General features: G+C 38.1%; 14 protein-coding genes and 1 tRNA gene. 6 read left to right on the top strand and 9 right to left on the bottom strand.

All coding sequences use genetic code 11. The annotated features are described in order from the left end of the window. Positions 1–58: 58 nt before the first annotated feature. Positions 59–1,543, bottom strand: coding sequence for a lysine--tRNA ligase (gene lysS / locus CH361_RS10125; RefSeq protein ID WP_208861428.1), 1,485 nt, complete (start codon positions 1,541–1,543; stop codon positions 59–61). Positions 1,544–1,552: 9 nt separating this feature from the next. After that, a complete protein-coding gene (locus CH361_RS10120; RefSeq protein ID WP_100790712.1) occupies positions 1,553–2,191 on the bottom strand; it encodes a hypothetical protein in 639 nt (212 codons plus the stop codon). Positions 2,192–2,294: 103 nt separating this feature from the next. Here CH361_RS10120 and CH361_RS10115 point away from each other — a divergent pair. Next, positions 2,295–2,376, top strand: a tRNA-Leu gene (locus CH361_RS10115). A 2,175-nt stretch (positions 2,377–4,551) separates the two neighbouring features. Here CH361_RS10115 and CH361_RS10105 read toward each other — a convergent pair. Both CH361_RS10105 and CH361_RS10100 read right to left on the bottom strand, forming a co-directional pair. Continuing rightward, positions 4,552–5,040, bottom strand: coding sequence for a hypothetical protein (locus tag CH361_RS10105; protein WP_100790711.1), 489 nt, complete (start codon positions 5,038–5,040; stop codon positions 4,552–4,554). Positions 5,041–5,692: 652 nt separating this feature from the next. Further along, on the bottom strand, positions 5,693–6,577 hold the full coding sequence (locus CH361_RS10100; protein WP_100790710.1) for an alpha/beta hydrolase: 885 nt from the start codon (positions 6,575–6,577) through the stop codon (positions 5,693–5,695). Between the two features lie 70 nt (positions 6,578–6,647). On the opposite strand from CH361_RS10100, the gene CH361_RS10095 reads away from it, so the two are divergent. Then, positions 6,648–7,088, top strand: coding sequence for a DUF1499 domain-containing protein (locus CH361_RS10095; protein WP_100790956.1), 441 nt, complete (start codon positions 6,648–6,650; stop codon positions 7,086–7,088). On the opposite strand, the gene CH361_RS10090 is transcribed toward CH361_RS10095, so the two are convergent. Then, positions 7,080–8,174 (bottom strand): NAD(P)-binding protein, encoded by a 1,095-nt coding sequence (locus tag CH361_RS10090; protein ID WP_100790709.1) that lies wholly within the window; start codon positions 8,172–8,174, stop codon positions 7,080–7,082. The genes CH361_RS10095 and CH361_RS10090 overlap by 9 nt on opposite strands. A gap of 28 nt (positions 8,175–8,202) precedes the next feature. Continuing rightward, positions 8,203–8,442 carry a hypothetical protein gene (locus tag CH361_RS10085; RefSeq protein ID WP_244279789.1) on the bottom strand — a complete coding sequence of 80 codons (240 nt, stop codon included), beginning with the start codon at positions 8,440–8,442 and terminating at the stop codon, positions 8,203–8,205. Between the two features lie 62 nt (positions 8,443–8,504). Between CH361_RS10085 and CH361_RS10080 the strand changes: the two genes are divergently transcribed. Continuing rightward, entirely contained in the window at positions 8,505–9,077 is a 573-nt protein-coding gene (locus CH361_RS10080; protein WP_341864917.1) for a methyltransferase, read from the top strand. 48 nt (positions 9,078–9,125) lie between these two features. On the opposite strand, the gene CH361_RS10075 is transcribed toward CH361_RS10080, so the two are convergent. Beyond that, positions 9,126–10,562, bottom strand: a complete 1,437-nt coding sequence (locus CH361_RS10075) for an APC family permease (RefSeq protein ID WP_100790707.1) — start codon at positions 10,560–10,562, stop codon at positions 9,126–9,128. A gap of 134 nt (positions 10,563–10,696) precedes the next feature. Here CH361_RS10075 and CH361_RS10070 point away from each other — a divergent pair, with 134 nt between their 5' ends. Then, entirely contained in the window at positions 10,697–10,951 is a 255-nt protein-coding gene (locus CH361_RS10070) for a hypothetical protein (protein WP_100790706.1), read from the top strand. Positions 10,952–11,021: 70 nt separating this feature from the next. Here the strand turns inward: CH361_RS10070 and CH361_RS10065 are convergent, their stop codons facing one another. After that, positions 11,022–12,692 carry an EAL domain-containing response regulator gene (locus CH361_RS10065; RefSeq protein ID WP_100790954.1) on the bottom strand — a complete coding sequence of 557 codons (1,671 nt, stop codon included), beginning with the start codon at positions 12,690–12,692 and terminating at the stop codon, positions 11,022–11,024. A 144-nt stretch (positions 12,693–12,836) separates the two neighbouring features. On the opposite strand from CH361_RS10065, the gene CH361_RS10060 reads away from it, so the two are divergent. Together CH361_RS10060 and pepN are read left to right on the top strand one after the other, a co-directional pair. Beyond that, a complete protein-coding gene (locus tag CH361_RS10060; RefSeq protein ID WP_100790705.1) occupies positions 12,837–13,106 on the top strand; it encodes an RNA recognition motif domain-containing protein in 270 nt (89 codons plus the stop codon). Between the two features lie 41 nt (positions 13,107–13,147). After that, positions 13,148–15,724 (top strand): aminopeptidase N, encoded by a 2,577-nt coding sequence (gene pepN / locus CH361_RS10055; RefSeq protein ID WP_100790704.1) that lies wholly within the window; start codon positions 13,148–13,150, stop codon positions 15,722–15,724. Here the strand turns inward: pepN and CH361_RS10050 are convergent. After that, positions 15,721–17,595, bottom strand: coding sequence for an AMP-dependent synthetase/ligase (locus CH361_RS10050; protein ID WP_100790703.1), 1,875 nt, complete (start codon positions 17,593–17,595; stop codon positions 15,721–15,723). The genes pepN and CH361_RS10050 overlap by 4 nt on opposite strands. Positions 17,596–17,601 lie beyond the last annotated feature (6 nt).

The following is a 17,601-nucleotide window of genomic DNA, read 5'->3' as shown; positions in this document are numbered from 1 at the left end:
AGATTTTACTTTCTCGTCCCCTCAAGATTTTTTGCGAAAGGATCTTTTCTGGGAATCTTTATTCCGGTCTCATCAGAGGGAAAAGAATAGTATCTCGGATGGAGTGAGAGTCAGTGAGTAACATTACAAGCCTATCAATTCCAATTCCAAGCCCACCTGTCGGAGGAAGTCCATATTCAAGAGCTCTGATATAATCATCATCCATCATAAAGGCTTCATCATCACCGGCTTCTCTTTGTTTTACTTGTTCTTCAAATCGTTCCCTTTGGTCAAAAGGATCGTTTAACTCTGTAAAGGCGTTTCCGATCTCGCGACCGGCTACATACGGCTCAAATCGTTCTACGTACTTTGGATCATCTTCACCCGACTTTGCTAGAGGAGAGAGTTCTTTTGGAAAATCAGTAATAAAGATGGGTTGGATGAGGTGAGGTTCGACAAGAGAACTAAAAACATCATCACATACTTTCCAAATGGATACAGAATCAGAAGAATCTACACCTTTGGCTTTGGCTTGTGCGATGGCATCTTTCAATTCAGTGATTTTACTGAAATCAATTCCTGAATAATCTTTGATGATGTCGATATATTTCACTCGTTTCCAAGGAGGCGATAAATCGATTTGATCCTTCCCATAAGCAAATTTTAAACCTTTGCCAATGGCCTGGGCTACAGAAACAATCATTCTTTCTGTGAGTGATAACATAGTTTCCATATCGCCAAAGGCCATATAGGCTTCCATCATCGTAAACTCAGGATTGTGTTTTGTCGAAATTCCTTCGTTACGAAAGTTACGGTTGAGTTCGAAGACTCGGTCCATTCCACCGACAATGAGTCTTTTTAGATAAAGCTCAGGTGCAATGCGAAGGAAAAGTTCCATATCTAGAGTGTTGTGATGAGTGACAAAAGGACGAGCTGCCGCACCACCAGCAATCGGTTGCATCATAGGAGTTTCTACTTCTAAAAATCCTTCATTCGTTAGAAATTTACGAATTTCGGAAATGATCCGAGAACGCATTTTAAATGTTTCTCTTACGTTTTCATTTACAACGAGATCAACATAACGCATACGGTAACGTTGCTCTACATCAGAAAACGCATCATAAACGACTCCATCTTTTTCTTTGACCACCGGAAGGGGACGAATGCATTTTGCGAGAAGTTGAACGCTAGTTAAGTGAAGGGTGGTTTCTCCTTTTTGTGTTTGAAAGAGCCAACCTTCGATTCCAATCCAATCCCCTAAGTCCAAAGACTTAAATAATGAATAATTCTCTTCGCCTAAATCATCACGAGTGGCATACAATTGGATGAGACCTTCTGCATCTTTTAAATGAGCAAAACTTGCTTTTCCCATCACTCGTTTGGCATGCAAACGACCACCTAGTTTAAAGGATTTTTTTTCTGTTTGGTTCGGATCAAATCCCGCAATGAGAGATTTGGAATCAGCATTAGGAAAAAAACGAAGTGGATAAGGATTGATACCTTTTGCTTTTAAATCGTTAATTTTTTGAATGCGTTGTTCTATCAATTCGTTGGAATCTTTAATTTCATCCATTTATAGGATACCTCTAATATAAGAATACAGATAACGTACAAATTCGCCGGTAATTTCCCTGACTCCATCTTCCGATAAAAACCAATTGGAACCTGAGATCTCTGATGGAAATCCGTATGCGGTTATCTTAATGGGCAAACTGGCTAAGGTTTTGCGATAGGTTCCTAAAATTCGTTTGGTTTCATACTCTCTTGCGAGAAGTAAAATCCCACCGAGATTGTCAGAAACGGCTATTTTTAATAGGTTTTTCGATGCCTCGTCTGTGTCACCCATTTTGGATGTTGGGATTATCAGAGAAGAGACTAGGCTAGGGCTCATTCCCAGTGAACTTAAATGGTCTTTGATTTTTGACTCTCTTTCCCCTGGTGAATATAAAAAGTTTTGAGTTTTGTCTTCTCGGATAACGAGAATTAGTTTTTTGAAATCCGAACGTTCGGACAAGGTAACAATCGTTTTTAGAATCTTTTTTGAAGGTAAGGTGTTGGAAACTTCTAAAACGGCTATATCCGATTTTTGGTAAGTTTCTGATGATCTAAGCCAATAAGGGGCCGATAAAGTGAGACCCACCAAAACAAAAATAGGGGAAATAAAGCCCATAAGAAGGAGTTTGAGTCGAAAGGTAAGATCGGATACTTGCATACTTGACCCCTACAACCTACTGAATAGTAAGCGCAAGTGACAAGAGAAAATTCATCTCCTTGACGAAAGAACCTGTTTTCCTAACCTGTCCACATACACGCCCGCTCGGATGGTGGAATTGGTAGACACGCTACTTTGAGGTGGTAGTGCCGCAAGGTGTGGGGGTTCGAGTCCCCCTTCGAGCAAAAATTATCTCCTTCACACACACTAGACCCAATTAGAAGCTCCCTCAAGGGTTCGGCATATTTAACATTGGCTAGAAAACTAAATTCTTCTAGATAGCAGGTACTCCACTTCGGAGAAATGTATCCATAGCTTCGGAAAGATTGCTTAATGAGATTGTTACGAGCTTCAGCTCCATTGGAAGTTACCGATTGTTTAGTGACCCATCTTTCCCTAGACATATTGAATCTTGGGTCGTTACTTCGCTTAGAGTGATTTACTGATTTATGATTCTTATATTCCCATAAAAATTCATAACCTTGGTCAGTCCAAAGGATGGAAGACTTAGGGAACTTTTCTTCTAAATCCTTTTGAAGGTAATAACTATTCGCTAATGGTAAACTTGTGTAAAAAGTCCATTTACCCACAACCCCTGTAGTATGACAAAGGATTCCTTTCTGTTCTCCGTTCTTCACAGAATTACTCAAATATATTGAACTAACGCCAGTGTTATATCTTCTGGATCTGAATGAATTGGCACGTAAAGAAGAGCTGAATAAAATCACTGAATCAGCAACACAAACAGGATTTTCTTTGGCTATTTCTCTGTAGTCTCCTTCCTTTGGTAATGTTATAGGGTTCTTTTTATAGTGGTCATCTAGTTCCTGATACATTTGTTCCCTTAACTTCTCATTAAGGAGTGAACAAAAGATTTGAATCCTTCTTTTTAATCTATAACTAGCATTATACGGTAAATTTAACTTTCTGGAAATCTCTGATGAGGTCACTGATTTTGGGTAACTTAAAATCTGATTCTCTAAGATATATGAGAAGTAGGATAGGGGTAACTTGAATCTATCTAAAGGTGTGTTAGATGTTATACTAACTTGTTTGTAACAGTTACTACAACGTGCAATTGTAGGTCTTACTTTGAATTTGTGAAAAACTAAATTAGGGTTAGAACATCCACAAGTTTTTGGGAATAGTTTTGAAATGATGGTTAGAGTTTTTGTGGCATAGATTTTGTCGAGTTCAGGGGAAGCCTTGAGAGGGTTTGTGTAATTTTTGAAGGGTTTATTTTTGCGAGGTTTGAGGGAGCTTCTAATTGGGTTAGTGTGTGCGAAAGACCCAATAGTCCTTCGAGCAGTTCGTATAGACAATCCCCACAAATTCAAATCTTCCTTACCCAAAAGAATTTCTCTCAAATCAGGCGAGAATCTGACGTTTCCTAGAAAACTAATCTCATCAAGATATAATTGTGACCACTTAGGACTAATATACCCGTAACTTCGGAATGATTGTTTTAATATATTGTTTCTAGCTTCAGCACCATTAGAAGATACACCTTCTTTTGTTACGCAACGTTCCCTAGACATATTGTATCTTGGATCTTTACTCTTGCGGGAGTGATTCACTGATTTGTGATTGGGTCTGTCCCATAGAAACCCATATCCTTCATCTGTATAAAGTGTTACGTTCTTTGGAATCTTCTCATCTAGATCCTTTTCTAAGTAGTATTGGTTACTTAGTGGAATCGATTTGTAGAAAGTCATCCCTCCGTTGATCCCAACTGTATGAACCAGCATACCACATTGACCACCGCCAAGGGAGTTAGAAAGATAAATGGAAGCCGTCCCAACCTTGAAGCAACTTATTCCAATATAATAGTAGATAAAACTTTAATGCAATCAGAATGTCTAATCGAATCCTGTATTCCATTGGCTAGTTTCAGGTATCTTGAATTTTCATCGAATATTAAAAAGATATATATTAAGTCTTAAGCATTCAAAGAGACTAAGTATTTCGGGCAAACTGCCATTCCGACCGTTGCTCAAAGTGATCGAAATAGAATGCATTCGGATCCGCGTATATTACCAAGATCTTTAGGCTCATATACCAAGAATATTTATATTTCAAATCATTCCTCAGAATGTAATTTTTAAGTATTTATTTCCGCCAAAAAAATATCGGATAGATTCATATTTTGTCATTGATGGAATCATTCGTTGTTAATGAACTTTATATAAAACAGAAATTCTTCTCGATAGTTTCAAGAAAAATCGTTCTACCAGTAATCTAAAGTGTAAGTCGGGAAGGTTTTATTGGATTTTCCGCATGTCCGATGTTTTGTTGCCTTCTGACCTCCTTGCTTATACTTTTTGTTCGGTTTTTGTTTTAAATGAAAAATCATGTTTAGGTTACTCGATACCGTGGTAATTTATCCAATCTTCATTAAATAGATACCTTGGTAATACTCGTTTACCTATATTGTAATCGCTATAAGCTTTTTCTTCCCAGTTATTGTAGCTATAGACTTTCTTTTTATCGAACCTATACTTTGCCACAAGAAACTCGTTGGAATTTATGTCAAAGTCGCAGAAGGCAGTATTTTTATTAAATTCCCTCATTAGGCTAATGTGTAAATTCGACTCGATTTCTCCCAAAATTCCAATCTGATAGGATATAGGGAGGCCATCGTAATAATTGTCACCGCAGAAAATTACAAAATTTGGCATGTTTTCGGGAGAAAAATCTTTGAGAGCCTTTTTGATGGATTTCCATACAGAAACAGAATAGTTATAGGATTTTTCTTCTAATTTTTTTAGATCAAAAGTGTAGGTATATAGTTCAGGTTCGTCATCATTCTCTATATCGTAGTTATATTTTGAAGAATCGTTTAGTATCATTGTTCCTCTTTATGATGACAGAATATCAGGAGCCTAGGACAAAATATTCTCTAGAAGTTGGAAAATTCGTAACCTAATTTTAAATTGCACATTGGCCTGGTTTTATTTAGAAGTTCTTAGAGAAATGAATTTTAAATGAAGTTGGATTCTTGTTTTTTGGGGAAATCGTAATTTCGCTAGTTGTATGGACTAGTGCTGCACCAATAGATGTTTGGTTCTTCGAAGTTCCTTACGGTTAATTATCAAACAAGGCTAGGCGAAATCCACAGAGAAAAAAGGTTTAGCGGACATTACGCATTGCAAACACAAAATAAAGAACTAGCCTCTAATCAAGGATCACATGTTATTCGATTTTTAGAATAATTTAATTTTTTTTCTGCATTAAGACTATTGAATGGTCAGGTAATCCAGGATTCAGGGTTTTATTTTATAGAGCAGGTCAATAAGAGACAATGTCTTGTGCGTTGGTTTCCTATTTGGTTCTGATTCCGTTTTTTCTATTTAATAAAAATTTTCTAAAACGATAAATACCTTAGATTCCGTTAAACTACATATCGCGCAATTTTTACATTAATAGCGATGACAAAATCTATCAAGTCTTTCAATTTCAGATAAAAAATACCCCGGATAATAAACTATATAATAAAGATTCCTATTTCAAATACTTCTGAAAAAATCCCACCGCACGAGATTCCGCTTCTTTTGGTGCAAAATTCCAAAGGCGCTCATGACGATTGCATTCTGGTGACCAAATTGATTTCGGTTCGCCAGCTTTTGCAAATAGATCTTTCGCATGGTGGTAGTCTACATAATCATCCATTGTGCAATGGAAGATGGCAATCGGTCTTGGACTAATGGATGCAATTTTATCGATAGGTCTTACTGAATCGATATCCATTTCCCCCCGCAAGTTGAGAGCGAGTTTGACCACCGGAATGAGCGGGTAGTAAGGGATTCCAAAATCACGGTTGGCAGATTCGACAAGAACATCAATGGCACTTCCATACCCACTGCTAAAAAGTCCCGCTTGGATTTCCGGATGATCAGCCATGGCAATGATACTTGTGGCAGAACCCATGGAGAATCCAAAGATTCCTATTTTCTGAAACCCTTTGGATTTTAAATAGTTAATAGCGGCTGTTACATCTTTTTGTTCATGAAATCCCATGGATGCAAATCCGCCATGGTTACGGCGTAGGCTGAGTAAAAGTAAATTATACCCTGCTTCATGAAGACTTTTTGCAAATCGGAGTCCTTCGTTCCTTTGTCCACCATGTCCGTGAACAAGAATGATTGCAGCTTGGGATTGTTTGGTGGGAATCCAGTAACTAACAAGGTTCAATTTGTCCTCTGTTTGGATCTCTACTTCCTCAAAATTTAAACCGAGTTCACTAGGACCCTGACAAAAGACATGGTGGTCTGGATTGCATTTCACCTTTGGATAGAGAACTAGACTTGAAAAATAATAGGCTACGACAATGAGTAAGATGATACTGATAATCAATCCAAGAATGCTATATTTTTTGAACTTTTGCATGAGCCGATAAAAATACTTAAATTTATAAATTCTGCAAGTAAAAAATTAAGGGAGCCTATTTTTGGAAGATATGGAATCTGCTATTACCGTTTTCTTTCTCTGTTGTATGAGTGTCCTTAGTCCTTTTTCTGGCGTAAGTAATGGTGAACTGAATGGCTGTCCTCCATCACCTAACTGTGTTTCAAGTCAAAGTATGCAGTACAACTTTGTGCATAAAGTAGATCCCATAACCTACACTACATCGAGAAAAATAGCTTACGAAAGAATTTCTAAATACTTCCATGAAGCAGAAAATATTTGGATTAGGGAAGAAAAGGAAGGGGAATACATTCGTGTGATTTTTTTTACTAAGGTCTTTCGATTTCCCGATCGAGTTGAAATCTATTTCCCTGAAGGAAAAGCGGAAGCACAAATTCGGTCTCAATCCATTTTAGGCCTTTGGGATATTTTTGCTAACCGAAGGAGAGTGGGGCAACTCCGAGAATTATTAGCAAAGGAAGAATCAGAGTAAACCATTGTGACTGAGAAAATAAATTCCCCCAATGATTCTTTCAATCTTAGAACCAAAAAGCCAATCTCCGAGAATAGTGATTCTTGTTTCTTTACAAAGTGATTTCCATTCCGAAAAGCTTTCTGTGTCAAGCCGGAGTGGGCCCTCTTTTCCTAGAAGCGGCATTCTTGCTTGTGCATACTTCCAACGGTGATTCCAAATTAAGTTAGGTGGTGGTGCATCAAATTTTTCTCTCAGTCCATGTAAGAGATAATCTTTATATTTTTCCGTAGGATTTCGATTTTCATCCATCCAATCTTCGTAATGAGCTTCCGAAAATTTAGAACCAAATTGAACGAGAAGAGCAGACCCTTTTTCAAATTCATCTGGATATTTGATACTTTCCCAACTTTGGTATTCCCAATCGATTCCACGTTCTAGTGTTGTTGTGATGGGAATCGAAAGCGAGGGATCTAATGATAATGATTTCCAGTTTGGTTTCCATTTGTCCCAATAAAAATAACTAACTAAAGTTCTGCGGTAGTCATTAAAAGGTTCTAAAAAATCAGCCCACCTTTCCAGTTTGGGATCCTCTTCTGATCGATTAAAAATTTCTAAAATTTGTGGAATGGGAAGGGTAAGAATGACATTGTGAGTTGAGATCCATTCACTTACTTTAGTTTCGGAATTATAAAATTCTAAATTCCAGGTTTCTTTGTCAGGGGACTCTATTCTTTTTAAAGTATGTCCTTGGATGGGTTTTACTTTCCCCATCATTCCCGATACGAGATCAGACATTCCTTTAGTCGGATAAAAATGAAATTGATCATAAATGGGTTTAGTCGGAAATTGAACTTGTTTCGATGACCAAATTTCGGAAATGGAATATTCTGTTTCTCCTCCTAGCCAATGAACTTCCATTAGGTCCCGGAACATTGTGGCTCCAAAATCATAAGAAACAGAATCTTTTGTTTTACTGGAAACCCTACCACCTAAAATTCTCCCTTTGTCATAAATGACAATATCGGAATCCATCATGGCAATGGCTCCGCCAGAAATTCCTGAACCAACGACAACGGGAACCTGGTAACAAAAAATGGGTTTCATAACCTTACCCTTCCTAGGGCAATTTGTACTATAACTGTTTGATGAGAGCTTTCAAATCATTTATCAGTGAAAAGGGAACGGGTTTTATTTCTTCTGCGAGTTTGATGGTATCTTGGATGGTGCGGGTAAGGACTTGTTTTTCTGCTGTATAAGCTGCCTGTGGTAACCTGGACTTATTTTTCTTAAAAATGGTCACTTTGTTATCGATGATTTCGATCATTTGGTTCAAATACTGAATCTTCTGGTCCATAGGCAAATGGTGTAACACACTGGATAAAAATGAGAAACCAATTTTTGAATCAAGAAGGGAAAATCATCGTAGGGGATCTGATGACAGATAAGATCTGGGATTCGTATCTGCCAAAAAAATTCCAAACTCTTTCTCCATACCAATGGACTCCCATTTTCGTCATTGAAAGGACCTGGAAATTTCTTTTAGAGGACCAAGTGAAATCTGTTCTGGATCTAGGTTCTGGTGTTGGCAAGTTCTGTGTTTATCTTTCTCTTCTTTCAAAAGGATCCTTTCCTATCTTAGGTTTGGAAGACAGAAAGGAATTGGTTTCTGTTTCGCAAGCTATGAAAGAACAATGGAAGGCAACAAATGTCGATTTTCAAAATACAAATTTTCTAAAAGATTTTCCCTTAGGCCATTCGCATTATTATTGTTTTAATCCTTTGTATGAAACGATGAAAGGAAGTCACCGAATTGATGATTTAAAAGAAAAATCAGCAAACCAATTTTTAAAAGACTTACAATCCTTAAAACTAAATTTCCTTTTATTAAAACCGAAAACAAAACTGATTACCTATCACGGGTTTGGTGGAAGTTATTTGCCAGGATTTAAGATAATTTTGAAAGAAGAAATCGAAAACGGAGAATTTAAAGTTTGGGAAAGGGAATAAATCTATTCCCAAACTTTAGTTAGGTAAGAAATTGTGCAGACTTTTAGTTTAGGTTTTCCTTTTTAAATGTGGTTTCGCCACGAGTAAATAAATGATCCCTGTGGAAATTACAACCAGAGTTGTAAATATCATTCCATAATTGATATACCAGGGTTCTTCAGGAGTTCTTGGCCAGATCATATTGGCAACAGCAGTGATCCCATAAAATAGAGCTAGTCCATTGATCCAAATTCCCAGTTTTCCTAATTGAAAAGAGCCCGAAGGTTTCCAACCTTTGATCCTTGCATAGAGAGCAGCAAGAACCACCATTTGAAAGGCGACGTAAATTCCGGCAGAAGCAAAACTAATAATGGTTGTGACTGCATCCTGCAACCAATATCCCAAACCGGTGATGAGGATGGGAATGAGTCCCGTCACTAGAAGGGCATTTACTGGCACTTTTCCTGATTTAGAGAGACGATTTAGGTGTTTACTTCCAAATATCATTCCATCCCGAGCAAAAGAAAATAAAAGGCGACTTGCGGCCGCTTGTAAGCTGAGTAAACAGGACAAAAAAGAAACCATAACGACCACAATGACCATTCGATATCCGTTTAGGCCCATGGCCGATACAAGGGTGGTCGTGACTGGATCGTGATCTTCACCAGAAATGGCAGTTTCTATGTTGGGTAGGGCAAGTAATAAAGCCAAACAAACGAAGGTGGCAGCACCCCCTCCGATATAAATTGTCATTCGCATGGATTTAGGAATCGCAGAACTAGCGTTCGGTGTTTCTTCTGCAACATCTCCACAAGCTTCAAACCCATAATAACAGAACATAGCTGCTACAGAGGACGCAAGAAACGCAGGGAAGTAATTCACACCTTCGCCAAAAGAAAATGTATTCCAAAGGATCGAAATGGAATTTACTTTTGCAAAGATAAGAAGGTATCCACCTACAACAATCGCACCGATAAGCTCACACAAAAATCCAAAAAAAGCAACCTTTGCCAGAAGCTTCGTTCCAGTCAAATTGAGAAGGGTGGAAAAAAGAATCATGATGATAGCAATCCAGATAAAACCAGAGTTTCCGAGTTCTACACCCAGAAGTTGTGTAAGAAAAGGCGCACCACCGACAGCAACAGCCGCCACGGTTGTGAAAAGCGCCCAAGCGTAAACCCATGCGGACATCCAAGCCCAACGTTCTCCCACCAAACGAAGGGACCACGGATAGATCCCTCCAGAGATTGGGTATTGGGAAACGATCTCACCAAAAATGAGACAAACTAAAAATTGCCCCAATCCAACGAGTAAATAATTCCAAATCATAGGCGGTCCACCCGCTTGGATGGCTAGGGCAAATACGGAATAGACTCCGACAACGGGGGAAAGGTAAGTAAAACCTAGGGAAAAATTTTCCCAGAAACTCATACTACGGTCAAATTCTGATTTGAGTCCTAAAGCTTCTAATTGTGCTGAATCCTTATCGATAGCCTTTTGATTCATGAAACATCCTTATGTTTTGGTGGGAGTTTGGAATGGTTTTAGAGGGAGCCTCGTTTTCTACAAACGATTTTGTTTTTCCATTGACGGAAAGCTGTTTCTACTACAAAATTTTTCCCAAGTAACGGATACTTTATATGAAACAAACACTATTCTTAGCAATGATGCTATCACTCATGATCAATTGTGCAAGTTCACAATCTAGCGATGGAAGTTCAGAAGAGCCTGGCCTTGTGAATAAACTAATTGAAAAAGCCAATTCGGAAGAAGGACAAAAGGCAATCCAAATGGGGAAGGAAAAACTTCAGGACCCAGCCACTCAGGAAAAACTAAAAGGATTACTCTCTAAAGAGAAAAAGAAAAAAGAAATCCCTGGGGTTCCTGCTCAGTAAATCTTCCTGCAAAGGGAATTTATTTCATCCTATCTTTTTTCGTTTTAGAAATAGATAGGATGTGATCATTTTATAATTGTAAACTACTTGGTTCCGGTATTCCAGGTGAAGGTTTCATAAATAAATAACCTTGTGAGTATTCAATTCCCAAAGTTTCGATCATGTCTTGAATCGCAGGGCGATCAACAAACTCAGCAACGACCTTCGCTCCAATTCCTCTGGCAAGTTCCACAATCCCTTGGACAAGTAGGTATGCTGTTTTGTTTTCTGGTAAATTTTTGATAAACTGACCATCAATTTTTAAATAATCTGGTTCAACCTCAAGCAAACGGGCTAGGTTCGAATATTGAACTCCAAAATCATCAATCGCAATCTGACAACCTATGGTTTTTAAGTCGTGAATGGTATGGAGACTGTTTTTGTTTTCAGAAAAACTGATGTCTTCAAGGATTTCGAAAGAAACTCTTTTAGGATCAATTTTGTAATAAGAGAGCCTGGCATCTACCCATTTGCTAAAGCTTTTATACTCTAGTTCTGCCTCTGTAAGATTGATAGAAAAGTCATAAGGTTTATCAGAAAAATAATTCATAGATTCGTCTATCATCTGTAAACCGATCATACGAATGCTACCTGTAACCTTTGCGAGTTTTAAAAATACGTCAGGGGTGAGGATTTTATCTCTGTCTTTAATACGCGCCAAACATTCAAACTTTCGTATTTGTTTTGTTTGGTTGTCCATGATCCCTTGGAAATAGGGAACAATTTGTTTGTTTGTAATCGCAGTCTGGATTTTTTGACTCCACTGGAAGTTTTGTAAATGGTGGTCTGTTGATAGGTCATCTGTATATGTTACAAAGTCAGAGGACCCTTGTGTTTCAGCTTGAAACAGGGCAAGTTTTGCCTTGTAATAACAATCTTCTTGCCCGTTAGCCGAAGAATATCGACATTCTAAATGAAATCCAACACCATCTAAAATCAGGTCATCTGACTTTAAGATCATCCGAAAACTTCGCATTTTTTCAATGAGTTCTCCTTCCGATAAAAGAGAGAGTACTGCAATTTCATCTGAATAAATATGGTAAACCTTGTCTTCGTTCTGTAGATGGACAGAGAGGAGCTGCAATAGTTTTTTAAAAACTTTACGATAGACCTCGATTCCGAAGGTTTTAATGATAGTTGGGAAACTGACGATTTTAATGAGTAAAATTGACTGTTGGAGTTTTGTGTTACCATCTCCTTTTAGTTGCTTTACTAGAGATTCAAAATTGGGGTATTTTGAATCTCGGTGAAAGTATAAGGTGTCCGCAAGTTCTTTGTTTTTTTCTTCTAAGGACTTTTCTTGGAAATAGGCGTCAATGGCCTGTTTGATGGTGAGCTCTAAATCATGAGCATCCCAAGGTTTTGATAAATATCGGTACAAACAACCATGGTTTAGTGCATTCCCTATAGCTTGCGCAGGGGCTTGACCAGTTAACATGATTTTTTTGGTTCTAGGGTGGGTTGTTTGCATTTCGATGAGGAACTCATCGCCCTTTTGGCCCGGCATCACATGGTCACAGATGACAACTGCTAAATCTGCGGATGAACCCTCAATTTCTTTCATAATCTCTTTTGCAGTCTCAGCACTCTCGGCGGTTTCAATGGTGAAACTTGAGCCAAACACTTTTTTTAGTTGTTCTTTCAGGTTCCATAGGATAAAGAATTCGTCGTCGATACAGAGAATATAGGGTTTTTCGTTCAAAGGGCTACCTAGAGAAGTCATACAAATAATCTCGATCTTTCAGAATATGCAAGAAATATTTGATGTTGACATTTTCTTTCGATTGTATCTAATCGACCCGTTCCATGGACTTTGGAACATGCATTTCGTTTTACGAGGACAGGAATGGTTTCTAAAAAAATTTATGTGGGAAATTTGAAATTTTCCCTTAAGGAAGAAAATATACGCCAGATTTTCTCCGTTTACGGGGTAATCCAAGATCTGAAAATGATTCATGATAGAGAAACTGGTAATTTCAGAGGGTTTGCTTTCATTACGTACGCCAATGCGGAAGAGGCGGAGGAAGCAGTCACTCAAATGAACGGGCAACCTGTAGATGGTCGGAACTTAAAAGTGACCTTCGCTGAGGATAAAAGAAAAGAGAAACAGAATTAAAATTCACTTTTCTGGGATGACCCGTCCCGTAAAGAAGGAGGATGACTTCATCCTCCTCAGCTATCCACAAACTAGAAGACTATAAACCCACCCCTTGGCTCACCCCCAGTGTTGATTTACGTTTTGATTTAGATTTACACCTGACTGTAGTTAGGGCCGAATATGAGGTGGTTCTGAGTGCAAACCAAAGAGAACCTCTTTTTTTAAATGGTGAGTCTTTAGATTTTTTATCCATCCGCATTGACGGAACCATTCTGGATCCAAACGAATACCAAGTCTCTCCGGTAGGTATTTTAATTCCAAATCCCCCAAAAGATAAATTCAAACTATCTGTTGAAAATAGAATTAACCCTGCTGGAAACACTTCTTTGGAAGGTTTGTATAAATCAGGTTCTATGCTTTGTACACAAAACGAACCTGAGGGCTTTCGTAAGATTGTGTATTCAATAGATAGACCGGATAATATGATGCGGTTTCGGGTCACCATTTCTGGTGATGGAACTCTTTTTCCTATTATGTTATCCAATGGAAATCCAATCAGTGAAAATACTTTTGCCGATGGAAAAAAGGAAGTGGTTTGGGAGGATCCGTATCTCAAACCATCTTATCTTTTTGCTTTGGTCGCAGGGGAACTCGTTGAAACAAAAGATTTTTTTCTCACAATGTCGGGTAGAGAAGTCACTCTTAAGATTTTTGTCGAAAAAGGAAACGAAGAGAAGGTTAGTTTTGCATTTGATTCTTTAAAAAAGGCAATGAAGTGGGATGAAGACACCTTTGGTTTAGAATATGATTTAGATTTATTTATGATTGTTGCCGTGGAAGATTTTAATATGGGAGCCATGGAAAACAAAGGTTTAAATCTTTTTAACGCAAAATTAGTATTAGCTGATAAAAAGTCCGCTACAGATGAAAGTTTTGAAGCCATCCTCGCTGTGATCGCACATGAATACTTCCATAACTGGACAGGAAACCGCGTAACACTTCGCAATTGGTTCAATCTCACTTTGAAAGAAGGACTTACCGTCTTTCGGGACCAATGGTTTACTGAGGATATGACAGATCCTGCGGTCAAAAGAATCAAAGATGTTTTGTTTCTAAAAGAATTCCAGTTTCCGGAAGATCAGGGACCAATGTCCCATCCTATCCTTCCTAAATCTTATAAAGAAATGAATAACTTTTATACTGTCACTGTTTATGAAAAAGGAGCAGAAGTCATTCGTTTGGTTTCGGAACTAATCGGCCGAGAAAATTTCAAAAAAGGTTTGAAACATTACCTTTCCAAATATGACGGACAAGGTGTTACTTTTGAAGAATTTATTTCTTCGATGGAAGAGGTCGCAAGTCATTCGATTCCAAATCTTAGAAATTGGTATCACAGAAGTGGAACTCCTTTGATTTCAGTGAAAGAAACTTACTCTCAAGATTCGAATGAATGGGTTTTTGATCTTGCGGATACGGGATCTAGTGAGTACCCACTTGTATTTTCCAATTCACTTGCTGTTTTTAATAGAGAAGGTTCCCTTTTAAAAGAAGAGAGACGAATCATGACGGGAGATCGTGATCAAATTAGATTGCCTGCATTGGATGAGACGGGAACAAAACCGATTGTTTCATTTTTTCGTTCTCTTTCGAGTCCAGTAAGGTTAGAATACAAACAATCAGAAGAAGAAATACAGATTTTAGCAAAAATGGAAACAGATGGTGTTTCTAAGTTTTTTGCCTTTCAAAATCTGGTTTTTGATTGGTTTCGCAAATCACTCGCCTCTGGTAAGGAAGAAAACTTTTCTGTCATTTTAGATACCATTTCCGATTCCTTTGGAAAGGGATGGGACAAAACCTACCATAGCTTTTATCTTTCTTTTCCTGGTTTAACACAAATTAGCGAAAGTGTTGGTTGTTATGAATTTCAAAAATTATCCGATTTGCGGTTAAAAGCAATCCAAAAGATAACAACTACCTTTACGCCCCAGTTTCAAACATTATTTGAAGAGAACAGAAAAACCATTCCGATCCAAACCAAAGAAGAAATTGGTAAACGCCGTTTGAAAAATACTGCACTCTTTTATCTTCTTCATGACCCATCAAAAAAATTTGAAAGGTTGGCCATGATGGAACAAAGAGAAGCTAAACATATGAGTGAAGAAGTATCCGCTCTAAAATATCTTTTGGAAGTAGATTCAAAGGAAAAAGAAAACTCTGTGAATTTGTTTTTCGAAAAATGGCAAAAAGATAGTTTGGTTTTGGATGTTTGGTTTGCGGCCCAAGTGGCCTCTGGTGAAAATCGGACGCAAGTTGCCGAAGAGTTAGAAAATCATCCACAATTTAACATTCGTAATCCGAATAAGGTGCGTTCATTATATTTTAGTTTGGCTAGAAATCCTTTGAGTTTCCATAAAGAAGATGGGAGTGGATACGATTTTATTGCGGATAGAATCAAACGTCTCAATGAAATCAATCCTCAAATGGCAGCAGCACTTACTAAATTATTTTCACCTGTTTCAAAGCAAAAAGGCGAACTTCCCAAATTAGCAAAAAAGCAGTTAGAGTCGATAGCCTCTCTCCCCAATCTTTCTAAGGAATTGGGGGAGATTGTTGTGACGATTCTAAATTCTCTTTAGTTGTACATCGACTTGATCAGATCTTTGTATTTGTCATGAATGACATTTCTTTTCATCTTAAAAAGATTTGTCAGTTCATCACCCACTTCCATGGCTTTCGGCAAAAACCGAAAGTCAGAAAGTTTTTCAAAGGACTTAAATCCATTTTCTGAAGAGATTTGTTTTTTAACGATATTTTGGAAGTATAACCTTACTTCTTTGTTTTGGTTTAAGTCTTCTCCATCTTTTACGGTAAGGCCAGCTTCTGCCATTCTGTCTTTATCTGGCCAGATAAGAGCTGTGAGTGATTTTTGATCTTGGCCTACAACAATCACTTGGTTGATCAATGCATTTTCGAGAAGTAAGTTTTCGATTGGGACTGGTTCAACGTTTTCTCCACCGAGTAAAACAATTGTGTCCTTGACTCGACCACGAACGGAAAGTGTATCGTTAAAAGAGATAAAACCTAGGTCTCCGGTATTCATCCAACCATCCACTACCGTTTTAGATGTAGCTTCTGTATTTTTATAGTAACCTTTCATAACTTGTGGTCCTTTGATATGAATGACTCCCATTTTGCCTCTTGGAACGGATTCCCCTTGGTCATTCACAACCTTTACGATAGTTCCTTCTGGCCATTTCCCAACCGAACCTTGAACTACTTTCCCAACGGAACGAACCGAAATGATTGGAGCGCACTCTGTCATCCCATACCCTTCATAAACAGGAATCCCAATTACATTAAAAAACTCATCCACATGAGAAGGGAGAGCACCACCTCCAGAAATAGTTCCTGTTAGGTGACCTCCGAGGACCTCTCGGATTTTCGCAAAAACAAGTCCATCTAGAACCTTGGCAAGTAAAAACAAATTGAGGACAGACGCAAGGGAAACTGTCGTATTTTTTGCTCGTTCAAAGGGAGATTCTTCTTTGGTGAGGAGTTTGTTTCCTGCCAAGTAGTCTTGCCCATCTTTAAATTTTTTACAAATGTCGTAAGCGAAATCGAATAACTTCCTTTTGTTCTCTGGAGCTTTCTCTAACTTTTGTTTGATTCCGAGATACAAGTTTTCCCAGAGTCTTGGAGCCGAAGCCATAAAGCTAGGTTTGATTTTCTGAAAGTCATCTCTTAAATCTCGAATATTGGTATAAGCTATTGATGCTCCTTCCGCAATGATCGCATAATCAATGGCACGTTCAAAGATATGCCAGACAGGGAGGATCGAAAGAGTCCTGTCCGAACTTTTTAGTCCCACTCGAGGAGGAACTTTAACCACATTATAAACCATGTTTTGATGGGTAAGCATCACTCCCTTTGGCATTCCAGTGGTTCCTGAAGTATAAATGATAGTAAAAAGATCATCTGGTTTGACTTGTTTGGATCTAAGTTCGAGAGAAGGTAGGTTTTTTCGAAGAGATTCCCCATCACGAATAAGAGATTCTATCGAAATAGAATTGGAATCTTTGGGTTGATAAGACGGATCTAGAATGATTATTTTTTGGACTTTGGTATTGGATAAAATTGGTTTTAAAGAGTCGTAAAGTTTTTCGTGTTCAACAAAACAATATTTACTTTCTGAATGAGTTAAGATGTATTCGATTTCCTGCGGAGTGGAGTCAGAACCTCTGGGGACATTGATGGCACCATTTAACAAGGTGGCGATGTCTGCAATCGCCCATTCGGTTCTATTGTCGGCCATCAGACCAACTTTATCACCTGGTTGTAATCCCATTTGTAAAAGAGAAAGGGCTAGGTTTTCCGCTTGATGAAAAATATCTGAAAAAGTACGACCTTTGAAATTTTTCTGGGTATCCTTTCCAAAGAACATTTCTTTGGAACCATAAGCCTTGTTGGCATAATAAAAAACATCATTCAGCGTCGTAAAATTTTTCATTGATAG

The sequence above is a fragment of the Leptospira brenneri genome, from assembly GCF_002812125.1.
Classification (GTDB): domain Bacteria; phylum Spirochaetota; class Leptospiria; order Leptospirales; family Leptospiraceae; genus Leptospira_A; species Leptospira_A brenneri.
This window is presented reverse-complemented; position numbering and strand designations above follow the sequence as displayed.

Bases quoted from the DNA above. Each gene is read 5' to 3' on its own strand.
- CH361_RS10075 (WP_100790707.1), bottom strand. From the start codon at position 10,562: ATGAATCAAAAGGCTATCGATAAGGATTCAGCACAATTAGAAGCTTTA.
- CH361_RS10095 (WP_100790956.1), top strand. From the start codon at position 6,648: ATGGAATCTGCTATTACCGTTTTCTTTCTCTGTTGTATGAGTGTCCTT.
- CH361_RS10050 (WP_100790703.1), bottom strand. From the start codon at position 17,595: ATGAAAAATTTTACGACGCTGAATGATGTTTTTTATTATGCCAACAAG.
- CH361_RS10080 (WP_341864917.1), top strand. From the start codon at position 8,505: ATGACAGATAAGATCTGGGATTCGTATCTGCCAAAAAAATTCCAAACT.
- CH361_RS10060 (WP_100790705.1), top strand. From the start codon at position 12,837: ATGGTTTCTAAAAAAATTTATGTGGGAAATTTGAAATTTTCCCTTAAG.
- CH361_RS10090 (WP_100790709.1), bottom strand. From the start codon at position 8,174: ATGAAACCCATTTTTTGTTACCAGGTTCCCGTTGTCGTTGGTTCAGGA.
- CH361_RS10120 (WP_100790712.1), bottom strand. From the start codon at position 2,191: ATGCAAGTATCCGATCTTACCTTTCGACTCAAACTCCTTCTTATGGGC.
- CH361_RS10070 (WP_100790706.1), top strand. From the start codon at position 10,697: ATGAAACAAACACTATTCTTAGCAATGATGCTATCACTCATGATCAAT.
- CH361_RS10105 (WP_100790711.1), bottom strand. From the start codon at position 5,040: ATGATACTAAACGATTCTTCAAAATATAACTACGATATAGAGAATGAT.
- pepN (WP_100790704.1), top strand. From the start codon at position 13,148: ATGACTTCATCCTCCTCAGCTATCCACAAACTAGAAGACTATAAACCC.
- CH361_RS10100 (WP_100790710.1), bottom strand. From the start codon at position 6,577: ATGCAAAAGTTCAAAAAATATAGCATTCTTGGATTGATTATCAGTATC.